The organism is Pantoea sp. At-9b (assembly GCF_000175935.2).
Classification (GTDB): Bacteria; Pseudomonadota; Gammaproteobacteria; order Enterobacterales; family Enterobacteriaceae; genus Pantoea.
Genome location: NC_014837.1, coordinates 3,810,582 through 3,822,669, shown reverse-complemented (window position 1 = coordinate 3,822,669; position 12,088 = coordinate 3,810,582). Strand labels below are relative to the sequence as shown.

Annotated in this window: 11 protein-coding genes; 7 read left to right on the top strand and 4 right to left on the bottom strand. The window is 56.5% G+C overall.

Going from position 1 to position 12,088, the window contains the following annotated elements:
- Window positions 1-74 precede the first annotated feature (74 nt).
- Entirely contained in the window at window positions 75-998 is a 924-nt protein-coding gene (locus tag PAT9B_RS17535) for a LysR family transcriptional regulator (RefSeq protein ID WP_013510623.1), read from the bottom strand.
- Window positions 999-1,070: 72 nt separating this feature from the next.
- Window positions 1,071-1,571 carry a M48 family metallopeptidase gene (locus tag PAT9B_RS17530; RefSeq protein ID WP_013510622.1) on the bottom strand — a complete coding sequence of 167 codons (501 nt, stop codon included), beginning with the start codon at window positions 1,569-1,571 and terminating at the stop codon, window positions 1,071-1,073.
- An 81-nt stretch (window positions 1,572-1,652) separates the two neighbouring features.
- On the opposite strand from PAT9B_RS17530, the gene rlmG reads away from it, so the two are divergent.
- Window positions 1,653-2,771 (top strand): 23S rRNA (guanine(1835)-N(2))-methyltransferase RlmG, encoded by a 1,119-nt coding sequence (gene rlmG / locus PAT9B_RS17525; protein WP_013510621.1) that lies wholly within the window; start codon window positions 1,653-1,655, stop codon window positions 2,769-2,771.
- On the opposite strand, the gene PAT9B_RS17520 is transcribed toward rlmG, so the two are convergent.
- Window positions 2,772-4,775 (bottom strand): NADPH-dependent 2,4-dienoyl-CoA reductase, encoded by a 2,004-nt coding sequence (locus PAT9B_RS17520; RefSeq protein WP_013510620.1) that lies wholly within the window; start codon window positions 4,773-4,775, stop codon window positions 2,772-2,774.
- A gap of 253 nt (window positions 4,776-5,028) precedes the next feature.
- Here PAT9B_RS17520 and idnD point away from each other — a divergent pair, with 253 nt between their 5' ends.
- The 4 genes from idnD (at window position 5,029) to PAT9B_RS17500 (ending at window position 9,273) form a co-directional block, all read left to right on the top strand.
- On the top strand, window positions 5,029-6,060 hold the full coding sequence (gene idnD, locus PAT9B_RS17515; protein WP_013510619.1) for an L-idonate 5-dehydrogenase: 1,032 nt from the start codon (window positions 5,029-5,031) through the stop codon (window positions 6,058-6,060).
- Between the two features lie 9 nt (window positions 6,061-6,069).
- Window positions 6,070-6,834: a gluconate 5-dehydrogenase gene (gene idnO, locus PAT9B_RS17510; RefSeq protein ID WP_013510618.1), complete on the top strand. Its 765-nt coding sequence runs from the start codon at window positions 6,070-6,072 to the stop codon at window positions 6,832-6,834.
- Between the two features lie 70 nt (window positions 6,835-6,904).
- A complete protein-coding gene (locus PAT9B_RS17505) occupies window positions 6,905-8,224 on the top strand; it encodes a gluconate:H+ symporter (protein WP_013510617.1) in 1,320 nt (439 codons plus the stop codon).
- A gap of 29 nt (window positions 8,225-8,253) precedes the next feature.
- The gene (locus PAT9B_RS17500; protein WP_013510616.1) at window positions 8,254-9,273 is read left to right on the top strand and encodes a LacI family DNA-binding transcriptional regulator; all 1,020 of its coding nucleotides are present in this window, start codon (window positions 8,254-8,256) and stop codon (window positions 9,271-9,273) included.
- Here PAT9B_RS17500 and PAT9B_RS17495 read toward each other — a convergent pair.
- Window positions 9,237-9,956, bottom strand: a complete 720-nt coding sequence (locus PAT9B_RS17495) for a polyphenol oxidase family protein (protein ID WP_013510615.1) — start codon at window positions 9,954-9,956, stop codon at window positions 9,237-9,239. The two genes, PAT9B_RS17500 and PAT9B_RS17495, sit on opposite strands and share 37 nt — an antisense overlap.
- A gap of 109 nt (window positions 9,957-10,065) precedes the next feature.
- On the opposite strand from PAT9B_RS17495, the gene PAT9B_RS17490 reads away from it, so the two are divergent.
- Window positions 10,066-10,875, top strand: coding sequence for a 5'-nucleotidase, lipoprotein e(P4) family (locus PAT9B_RS17490; protein ID WP_013510614.1), 810 nt, complete (start codon window positions 10,066-10,068; stop codon window positions 10,873-10,875).
- 569 nt (window positions 10,876-11,444) lie between these two features.
- Entirely contained in the window at window positions 11,445-12,086 is a 642-nt protein-coding gene (locus PAT9B_RS17485) for a carbonic anhydrase (protein ID WP_041525859.1), read from the top strand.
- Window positions 12,087-12,088: the final 2 nt, after the last annotated feature.

The window sequence follows — 12,088 nt, the reverse complement described above, 5'->3', positions numbered from 1 at the left end:
GCGGCTATTTGCGCGGAATGAATAGGGTTATGATTTTGGTTCATATAGGTTTGCCCTATACCCACCGTTTTCCATCAGCATTCGATATGGCTGTACGCCATCTGCACCTCCTGCAAATAACGTCGCATCAGCTGCATCATTTCGCGGGTGGCAGAGGAGATCGCGGTATCGGCGCGGTGGATAAAGGCGAACACCTCAAAAGCGGGAGGTTCGATTGGCACCCACTTCAGTTTGTCACCGTAGCCAAGATGGTGGAGGATCGGACGCGTAGCGATAAGATCTCCCAATCCCCGCGCCGCCAGTTCCAGCGCCGTAGCCTGATGCTCCACTTCAATAATCGGCTCCAGCCGTGCGCCTATCTCCTGCGCCCGCTGGTTGAGCAGGCGGCGGATCGGATCACTGTTATGCCAGGTGGCCTCGCTGAGGATCAGCGGGGCATTGAGCAGTGCCGACATATCTTTACTGCCTTCCAGCCGCGCGTCGCTGGCCGAGATATAGCCAATCTGCGTGGACCACACCGGTTCACTGATCACCAGGTTTTTATTGTTCACCGGCAGCATCACCAGGCCCGCTTCGATTTCGCCATCAATCACCGATCGCGCTACCTCTGAAGAGTTGGTACCGACCAGCCGCATCCGTACCCCCGGATAGCGCGCGCGGAACTCACAAATCAGATCGGCGAGAAAATATTGGTAGGCGGAGCTGAAAGTGCCGAACGAAGCGAGACCATCCTTGAGCTGGCGCACCGATTGCACCGCTTCATAGCCGCGTTGTGCCGCCTGAGTGGTGGCGCGGGCATGGGGTTCGAGACGTAACCCGGCTTCAGTGAGGATCAGACGACGGTTGGTACGAATAAACAGGTGGGTGCCCATCTCGCTTTCCAGCCGCAAAATCTGGTCGGACAGCGATGGCTGCGAGATATGTAACGCCTCAGCCGCTTTCGAGATGGTGCCGAAATCGATAGCGGCAAGAAAATAGTTCAGCTGCTGGAGGGTCATAGCGCCAACTCATTAAGTGAGGGAAATCAGACGCCTCTGAGCATATGCGCTACCACAGGAAAAGCAAACTGGTCAGGCAGCGTTGCCGCGTAGCGCCTGGTCGGTCATCCACAGCCGTGCATCAAACTCCAGTTGATGATAATCCGGCTCCATATGGCAGCAGAGCTGATAAAAGGCTTTGTTGTGATCTTTTTCTTTCAGGTGTGCCAGCTCATGAACCACGATCATGCGCAGAAAGGGTTCGGGGGCGAGACGGAAAAAGGTGGAGATGCGGATTTCCGCTTTGGCTTTCAGGTTACCGCCTTGCACGCGGGAAATGGCGGTATGCAGGCCAAGAGCATGCTTCATCACCTTGATTTTATTATCCCAGATGACTTTGCTCAGCGGCGGTGCGCTGCGAATATAGCGGTTTTTCAGACTTTGCGTGTAGTCGTACAGCGCCTTGTCACTCACCACGTCATGGGTATCCGGGTAGCGCTGTTGGAGAAAAGCCCCCAGCCGTTGGTGGTCAATCAGCGTCTGGACCTGGGTGAGGATATGTTCAGGGTAGCCCTGGAGGTAAATTAATGACATTGGGATTCCTGACGAAAGACAGTATACTGCGCCCCCTTTTTAGGGCGAAAATCGCGCAAAGTGTACCACGCCGGAGATTCCATGAGCCAACTTGAACTGACCGAACGCACCCTGACACTGCACCGCTTTCCACCGATGCGTGAAGAAAGCCCGTTGCAGGCGTGGGATGCGGCAGATGAATATCTGTTGCAGCAGGCGCTGCCGGATGGTCCGGTGCTGGTGTTTAACGACAGCTTTGGCGCGCTGACCTGCGGATTAAATCCGCGTCAGGTCTGGCACGTCAGTGATTCCTGGCTGAGCCAACAGGCAGCACGTCAGAATCTGCATCTTAATCAGCAGGATGAAGATCAGGTGACGTTTCTCGATAGCCTGGCAGATCTGCCGTCCTCCCCGGCGGTGGTGATGATTAAGATCCCGAAAGCGCTGGCATTGCTGGAGCATCAGCTGCGTGCCTTGCGCGAAGTGGTCACGCCGGACACCCTGATTCTGGCGGCGGCAAAAGCCAAAGATATTCATAGCTCCACCCTGCAACTGTTCGAACGCATTCTTGGCGAGAGCAAAACTTCGCTGGCGTGGAAAAAAGCGCGTCTGATTTACAGCCGCTACACTGCACCGAAATTGCCCGCTCAGGCGCAAACCACCGTCTGGCCGCTCGACGACACCGATTATCAGATCCACAACCATGCCAACGTGTTTTCCCGCAGTTCGCTGGATATTGGCGCGCGCTTTTTTATGCAACATCTGCCGCATGATATTGAAGGCGAGATCCTCGACCTCGGCTGTGGCAACGGGGTGATTGGTCTGATGGCGCTGGAGCAAAATCCGCAGGCGGAGGTGTTGTTCTTTGACGAATCGTACATGGCGGTGGCTTCCAGCCGGTTGAACGTTGAAGTCAACCGACCGCAGGATCTGGCACGCAGCCAATTCCGCGTCAATAACGCGCTGAGTGGCTTCCCGTCCGATCGCCTGCATGCCGTGCTCTGCAATCCGCCGTTCCACCAACAGCATGCAGTGACCGACCACCTGGCGTGGCAGATGCTGCGTGATGCCAAACGTTGCCTGCAATATGGCGGCGAGTTGCGCATCGTGGGCAACCGCCACCTCGATTATCACCACAAAATGAAGAAGCTGTTTGGCAACTGCACGCTGGTGGCGTCGAATGCCAAGTTTGTGGTGCTGCGTTCGGTCAAACTGCGTTAATCATAGGCTAAGCGCCAGCTCGGTGGCCTGGGCGATGGCGCGGCGGGCATCCAGCTCCTGCGCCACATCGGCTCCGCCGATCAACCTGACCTTTTTGCCGCGCGCGGCCAGCTGATCTGCCAGCAGGCGTAGCGGCTCCTGCCCGGCACAGATCACCACATTATCCACCGCCAGCACCAGGGATTCGTCCAGATGACGCAGGTGGAGTCCCTGGTCGTCAATCTTCAGATACTCCACATCGCCCCACAGGGTGACACCGTGCGCCTGTAAACTGGCGCGATGGATCCAGCCGGTGGTACGCGCCAGTCCGGCACCCGGTTTGCCGGATTTGCGTTGCAGTAGCCAGATCTGCCGGTCGGCGGGTAGCGGCTGTGGCGCAATCAAACCTCCCCGCGCCGCCAGCGCACGGTCAACGCCCCAGCTTTGATAGAAATCTTCGTGATGGCCTGCCTGATGCAGCAGATATTCTGCGGTATCAAAACCAATCCCCCCTGCGCCAATAATCGCTACCCGTTTGCCAACCGGTTTCTTATCCCGTAACACGTCGAGATAATTGAGCACGCAGGGATGATCGATACCCGGCAACGTGAGCTGGCGCGGCGCGATGCCGGTGGCGACGATCACTTCATCGGCGTCCTCCAGTTGGTCGGCGCTCACACGGCATTGGGTGTGAACCGCCACGCCTGCGGCCTGAAGTTGGTGGCGAAAATAGCGCAGCGTTTCGCTGAACTCCTCTTTACCGGGGATCTGACGGGCGATGTTGAACTGCCCGCCAATTTGCGCGTCGGCTTCGTACAGCGTCACCTGATGGCCGCGCTGTGCCGCTTGCAACGCAAACGCCATCCCCGCCGGTCCGGCACCCACCACCGCCAGCCGTTTGGGTTGGCTGGCGGCGGTTACCGGCATCAGCGTTTCATGACAGGCACGGGGATTGACCAGGCAGGAGGTGACTTTGCCGACAAAAATTTGGTCGAGACAGGCCTGATTGCAGGCGATGCAGGTATTGATCGCGGCAGCATTTCCCGCCTGAGCCTTGCTGACAAAGGCGGCATCAGCGAGAAATGGGCGCGCCATCGACACCATATCCGCAATGCCGTCATGCAACAGTGCTGCCGCCACCGCCGGATGGTTGATGCGGTTGGTGGCGATGACCGGCACGGAAACGCGTTCGCGCAGGTGTTTGGTCACCCAGGCAAACCCGGCCCGTGGCACACAGGTGGCGATGGTGGGAATACGCGCCTCATGCCAGCCGATGCCGCTGTTAAACAGCGTGACGCCGCATTGCTCCAGCTGCTCCGCCAGATCCAGCGTTTCCTGCAACGTGCTGCCGTTGTGCACCAAATCCAGCATCGAGATGCGGAAGATAATAATGAAATCGTTACCGACCGCGGCTCGCACGGCACGTGTCACCGCCAGCGCGAAACGTTGACGGCGTGCCACATCGCCACCCCAGGCATCATCGCGCTGGTTGGTGTGCGCCACCAGAAACTGGTTTATCAGATAACCTTCTGACCCCATGATTTCGACGCCATCATAACCGGCCTGCTGTGCCAGCCGCGCGCATTGGGCGAAGTCGGCGATGGTTTGCTGAATATCTGCGTCACTCAGAGCCTGAGGCATAAACGGATTGATCGGTGCCTGCAACGGGGAAGGTGCCACCAGATTGCGCTGATAGCTGTAGCGCCCGGCATGCAGGATTTGCAGGGCGATTTTGCCACCCTCGGCATGCACCGCATCGGTGATGGTGCGATGCCACCCACACTGGCTTTCCTGATGAAGAATGGCTCCGCCCTGGGCCACCACCCCTTGCGGGTTGGGCGCGATGCCGCCGGTAACAATCAGTGCCACGCCTTCACGCGCGCGTTCTGCATAGAAGGCGGCGAGCCGGGGTGCGCCATCAGCATGCTCTTCCAGGCCGGTGTGCATCGAACCCATCAAAAAGCGGTTTTTAAGTTGGGTAAAACCTAAATCCAGCGGGGTGAACAGCGCAGGGTACTGACTCATAATCACTCACAAATTAAGTGGTCGGATGAGTTGACTGTAGCGGGTATTTAGCGCGAAGGAAGAGGGATGCATTCATCCTGTGAGTGGCGTCAAAAAAGCGTGCGCGGTCGTCGCGGTTACTGATGAGCTTGTCCGTATCACGTTATGCGTAACAGCTTTTCCGTAACATGTTTTTGAGTGATCTCCATCACAGTTTTAACCCCGGTAACCCGGTTTTATGACCCCCATTGCAACACCACTGAATGGGGAAGTTATGAAAATCGAAACGCAATCCTGCGTGATCACCGGAAAACAACAAGTCAGCGTGGCGCAGCAGCAGGTGGAGTGGAACGGCAAAGGTACGCTGGTGCGCATCACGCGCGGCGGTATTTGCGGCTCCGACCTGCACTACTATCAGGAAGGCAAAGTCGGCAGCTATGAAGTCAAGATGCCGATGATCCTCGGTCACGAAGTGATTGGTTTTGTGGTGGAAAGTGATGATCCGCGCCTGAAGCCGGAACAGAAGGTGGCAGTTAACCCGTCGAAGCCCTGTGGGGAGTGTAAATACTGCCGCCGTGAGCAGGAGAACCAGTGCGTGTCGATGCGCTTCTTCGGCAGCGCCATGTACGTACCGCATGTTGATGGCGGATTTACCCAGTACAAAGTGGTAGACAGCGCGCAGTGCATTCCCTTCCCACAGGACGCGGACGAGAGCGTGATGGTGTTTGCCGAGCCGCTGGCCGTGTGCATTCACGCCACCCATCAGGCGGGTGACCTGACGGGTAAGCAGGTATTTATCTCCGGCGTTGGCCCGATTGGTTGCCTGATTGCCGCAGCGGCCAAAGCGCGTGGCGCGGCATCGATTGTGTGCAGCGACATCAGCGAACGTTCGCTGGCAATGGCACAGCAGATGGGAGCCACAGAGGTGATCCATGCTGCCAACGGTGACTTCACCCCATTCCTGGCTGACAAAGGCTACTTTGACGTGTCATTCGAAGCCTCCGGTCATCCTTCTTCACTGCAACGTTGCCTCGATGTGACCTGCGCTAAAGGCACATTGGTGCAAGTGGGTATGGGCGGCGCGATCCCGTCGTTCCCCATTATGCAGTTGATTGCTAAGGAGATTAACCTGGTCGGTTCCTTCCGCTTTACCCACGAATTCAATACCGCCGTCGAGTGGCTGGCGCAGGGCGTGGTCAAGCCACTGCCGTTGTTCAGCGGTGCATATGGCTGGCAGGACATTGATGCGGCGTTGCAGTTTGCGGGTGACAAAACCCGTGCGGCAAAAGTCCAGTTAACATTTTAAGGAGAGACTATGAGTCAGCTATTTTCCCTCGAAGGCAAACGCGTACTGATCACCGGTTCGGCGCGAGGTATCGGTTTCCTGTTGGCACGTGGTCTGGCGGAAGCGGGTGCTGAAGTGATCGTCAACGCCACCACCCCGGCCGGGGCCGAGCAGGCGGCAGCGAAACTGCGTGATCTGGGGCTGCGTGCGCAGTCGAAAGCGTTTGACGTGACGCAATCAGCGCAGGTCCAGCAGGCGGTGGACGAGATCGAAGCCGAGTGGGGGGCTATCGATGTGCTGGTGAACAACGCCGGTATCCAGCGTCGCCGTCCGTTCCTCGAATTCCCGGAGCAGGACTGGAATGACGTGATTGCGGTCAACCAGACGGCGGTGTTCCTTGTGTCACAAACCGTGGCGAAGAAAATGGTGGATCGTCAGCAGGGGAAAATCATCAACATCGGTTCGATGCAGAGCGAATTGGGCCGCGACACCATCACGCCGTATGCCGCATCCAAAGGGGCCGTCACCATGCTGACGCGCGGCATGTGCGTGGAACTGGCGCGCCACAATATCCAGGTCAACGCCATCGCACCGGGCTACTTCGTGACTGAGATGACCCAGGCACTGGCCGACGATCCGGCTTTCACCGGCTGGCTCACCAAACGTACTCCGGCGGCGCGTTGGGGCAAGCCAGAAGAGTTGATTGGTGCCGCGGTGTTCCTCTCCTCAAAAGCGTCCGATTTCGTCAATGGCCACTTGCTGTTTGTCGATGGTGGTATGCGCGTGGCGGTGTGATGCGACTGGCGCATTCACCAGGGTGCGCCTAAACCTTAATCACCTCTTGTTTCTCTATGGATAATAAAAAATGCCAATAACCATAATCGTTCTGGGCGTGGTTCTCCTGCTGGTTTTAATGATTGTTTTCAAGGTCAACGGCTTTATCGCGTTGGTGTTTGTCTCCGCCGTGGTGGGGATCGCTGAAGGGATGACGCCGCTGAATGTCATGGCGTCGATCCAGAAAGGTATCGGCTCTACGCTGGGTGGGCTGGCGATGATCCTCGGCTTCGGTGCCATGCTGGGACGACTGGTGTCGGACACCGGGGCGGCACAACGGGTTGCCACCACTTTGATCGCCGCTTTCGGTAAGGAGCGGCTGCAATGGGCGCTGGTGGTCACCGGCCTGATTGTCGGCCTGGCGATGTTCTATGAAGTGGGCTTTGTACTGCTGCTGCCACTGGTGTTCACCATTGTCGCCGCTGCCGGGCTGCCGTTACTGTATGTAGGTGTACCTATGGTGGCTGCGTTGTCGGTCACGCACTGTTTCCTGCCGCCACATCCCGGTCCGACGGCCATCGCCACCATTTTCGGCGCGAACCTTGGCACCACGCTGCTGTATGGCATGATCATCACCATCCCGACGGTGATCGTCGCCGGTCCAATCTTCTCGAAGTTCCTCAAAAGCTTTGAAAAGTCACCGCCGGAAGGGCTGTATAACCCGAAAATCTTCACAGAAGAGGAGATGCCAGGCTTCGGTATCAGTATCTTCGCTGCCGTGATCCCGGTGGTGCTGATGGCGATCGCTGCGGTGTTTGAATTAACCACGCCGAAAGAGAATCCGCTGCGTCAGTTCTTTGAATTTATCGGCAACCCGGCGGTGGCACTGTTTATCGCCGTGGTGATTGCGGTCTTCACCCTTGGCCTGCGCAATGGCCGTAAGATGGAGCAGGTGATGGAGATGTGTGGCGAATCGATCGCTGCCATTGCCATGATCATCTTTATCATTGCCGGTGGTGGTGCCTTCAAACAGGTGCTGGTGGATAGCGGCGTGGGTAACTATATCGCCGATATGATGAAAGGCTCCTCGCTGTCTCCGCTGCTGATGTGCTGGACGGTGGCCGCGATGCTGCGTGTCGCACTCGGTTCCGCCACGGTCGCCGCGATCACTACTGCGGGTATCGTGACGCCGATCATTGCGGCGACCCATGCCGATCCGGCATTGATGGTGCTGGCAGTCGGCTCCGGTAGTGTGATCGCCTCGCACGTTAACGATCCCGGCTTCTGGCTGTTCAAAGGGTATTTCAACCTTAGCGTGGTTGAGACGTTGAAAACCTGGACGGTGATGGAAACGTTGATCTCGATCCTGGGTCTGGCGGGCGTGTTGATCCTTAACGCATTGATTCACTGATTCACCGTGGCGGCACAGGGAGGTGAGCTATGACGAAAACCTTGCAGGACATTGCCGAGCGGGCAGGTGTGACCCGGATGACGGTCAGCCGTTATTTGCGAACACCGGATAAGGTTGCGGCGCACACCGGCGAGCGCATCGCACGTGCGATCAGTGAACTCAATTATGCAGCGAAAACCCCGGCAGCAATGCCGGGCAATTCACCGGGACGCACGCTGGGGGTGTTGATCCCGTCGTTTAAAAATCAGATCTTTGCCGATCTGCTGAGTGGCATCGAGCAGGCCACGCGCGCCAGTCACTATCAAACGCTGATCGCCAACTACAACTACGATCCACGTAGCGAAGAGGAGCAGGTACGCAACCTGCTGGCCTGGAACATTGACGGCATTATCCTGTGCGATAAACAACACACGCACCGCACCGTGAAGTATCTGCGTGCGGCCAGGATCCCGATTGTTGAGGTGATGGATACCGAAGGCCCCTGCCTGGATATGCAGGTGGGTTACAACAACTTCAATGCCGGTTACGACATGACGCGCATGCTGCTGGAGCAGGGGCGGCGCTGCATCGTCTACCTCGGATCGCTGGACGATCGGCGTGATGCGTGTCGTTTTCAGGGCTTTCGTAAGGCGATGCAGGAGCAGAAATTGCGCGCGGCGCGCCTCAATCCACGTGAAATGTCATCGCAGCGGTTGGGGGCCACCCTACTGGAACAGGCGCTGCGACTGCATCCTGAACTGGACGCTATTTTCTGTACCAATGACGATTTATCCCTCGGCGCATTGTCATGGTGCCAGCGTCAGGGGATTACGGTGCCGGATGAGATTGCCATCAGCGGCTTTCACGGTCTGGAGAGCGGCCGCGCAATGTATCCCAGCCTCGCCAGCGTGATCACGCCGCGCTATGACATTGGCTACCAGGCGGTAGAACTGTTGCTGAAGAAGATCGCCGATCCGGCATTCATCGCCAACAGCATCGATCTCAACTACCAGATCTTTGTCGGCGAAACCCTTCAGTCACGGCAACGTATCCACGAAAAACGCGACTGATAACCGCTGGCGAAATGGGTGTTGTAGCGGTAACTGGAACCACTCTCGGCCATGCAATAGGTACACATCTCCACCACTTCAATCTGGGCAGCCGGAATGCCACGTTGTTGCAGTAACCCCCGCGCCAGATGTGGCAAATCAAACCAGATTCCTTGCTGCTGCGCCTGCGCCTGGGGACGGATGGCGCGCAGATTCTTCGGCTGCGTTTCGGACCAGCTCAACGGCGGTAAACCGGGCTGCGCTTGCATCTGGTCAACCCGATCTCTGCCGAGTTCATAGCAGCACGGCCCAATTGCCGGACCGATGGCGACATGCAGCGTCTGCGTTTGTGCACCCAGCGTCAGCAGGCGATCGATGGTGCTGTTCAGCACGCCAGCCAGCGTGCCTTTTAACCCGGCATGCACGGCTGCTACCTGATGGCTGTGGCTATCGGCAAATAACACCGGTAAACAATCGGCGGTGTACACCGCCACCGGCCGTGACCCCTCACCAATCACCGCGTCAGACTCGCAGCTTTTTGGCGGCAGGTTATCGGTCGCCATCACCACGGTAGCGCTATGGCGCTGATGGCCGTAGGCGGCATCGTCAGGCACGGCGACGCCCGCAGGCTGAAAGGCATACTCCAGCCAGCTCAACCCATCCAGTAGCGCTGAGCGTGGAACCTGCGGGGAGTGATGAGTCATAAGTATCTCCTTTATCTTGCCGATCGCTTTGTACTGCCAACCGCGTGAGTTAACTGCTACATTTTTAACGCTTTACCTAAACTGACCGCAATCGCTTAAGGATGAAATGATGAAAAAAACCCCCTGGCTGGCCGCCTCCGGCCTGATGGCGTTGGTGCTGACCGGCTGTGCACAGCCAACCCAGCAGCAGGCACAGACGCAGCTTGCCCAGCAATCGGTGCTGGCCGTCAACTGGTTCCAGCAATCGGGTGAGTATCAGGCGCTCAGCTGGCAGGCATTCAATACCGCGCGTATGGCATTTGATCAGGCACCTTCGCTGGCCGGTAAGCCGAAAGCGGTGATTGTCGATCTCGACGAAACCATGATTGATAACAGTGCCTACAGCGCGTGGCAGGCGAAAAATGGTCAGCCATTCAGCGGGAAAACTTGGTCAGCCTGGACGCAGGCGCGTCAGGCGGCAGCGGTGCCGGGGGCAGTGGATTTTGCCAATTATGTTAACAGCCACGGCGGCATCATGTTCTACGTCTCCAACCGTGACCAGAAAGATTACGCCGCGACAGTGGATAACCTGAATAAACTCGGTTTTACCGGGGTGAATGAAAAAACGGTACGGCTCAGTACTGGCAGTTCCAACAAGCAGGCCCGTTTCGATGCCATCAAAGCGGAAGGTTATCACGTGGTGCTGTACGCCGGGGATAACCTGAATGACTTCGGCGGTACCACCTGGCATCAGAATAATGCGCAGCGCCAGGCCTTCGTGAGCAGTAACCATCAGCGCTTTGGCACCCAATTTATCGTGCTGCCCAATCCCCTGTATGGTGACTGGGAGAGTGGAATGGCGGAAAACTACAACAAGCTGACACCACAACAGCAGTTGCAGGTCCGTGAAGCGCGCCTCAAAGCGTGGGACGGCAAATAATTCATCAGACCAAAAAGCGCCTGCCGGTCGGGCGCTCTTCTCCTCTTTTTAGGTCCGGCAATATTTACTTTTCACGGCAACTATTATTTCCCTCATTATTTTCCTGATCTCTTGCCACCACACCCGGCTGAAAATAGCGTGTTATTCGGTAGTAATGGTTATTTGATAGTGAAACATTCCAATCATAAATTTTATAATTAAGATATTTCCTGGTAAAAACGGCCTGTCTGGTATGGAAGGAAAAAAGCCTTAATAGTGATGCGTGTATTTTTTTGTCGTTGCATCAAAAATCCATCATTTATTTTTTAATTTAACTACATGATTTTTATAAGTATCATTCGGCGTAACATTGCTGCTACCTCTTGCATAACCTTACATTCATCTGACGTAAATTGAATCTCAATTTACATTGAGAGGCATCTTATCGTGCATGGAAATATTCAGGGTGCATAACTACTCTTAAGCGTCTATAACCATTTTCTGTGAGGAAGCTCCACTTTTTCCCCTGAGCCCTGTCTTATTCACGGCGTTATTCGCCTGGATGCGATATTCCCGGACATTAAGAGAAGATAATTGTGACGACACTCAAACCCTTATTAGCGAAAAATCGCAGTTGGGCATTACAGCGCCGCCAGCGTAATCCGCACTATTTCGAAAAATATCTTCATCAGCAGCAACCGCATTCCCTGTGGATTGGCTGCTCCGATAGCCGTGTACCCGCGGAAGTGTTGACCGGAGCGCATCCCGGCGAGCTGTTCGTCCATCGCAATATCGCCAATATGGTGGTGCCGGATGACGACAACCTGATGAGCGTGTTGCAGTACGCAATTTTCTATCTCGGCGTACAACGCATTGTGTTGTGTGGCCATTACGGCTGTGGCGGGGTGCAGGCCGCGCTTGGGCTGCCACAAAGCCCGCTGGCGAAAGAGGATTCGGCGCTGGCGCGGCGTATTGCGGCCCTGCGCCGTAGTCTGGCACAGGGACTGGCGGCGTATCGTGCTGCGGATGCGCAGGAAGAGGAGAGCAGCAAGCTTAACCGCCTGGTGGAAGCCAACGTCCTGGCCCAGTTTTCGCAGTTGATAAGCAGCGAACCCGTGCGCTCGGCGTGGCAGGCTGGCCAGTCGCTGGATGTGTTTGGTTGCGTGTATGACCTGCAATCCGGGCATCTGAAAGAGTTAATTCAGCAATCTACAGAGGAATCGATACCATGAAT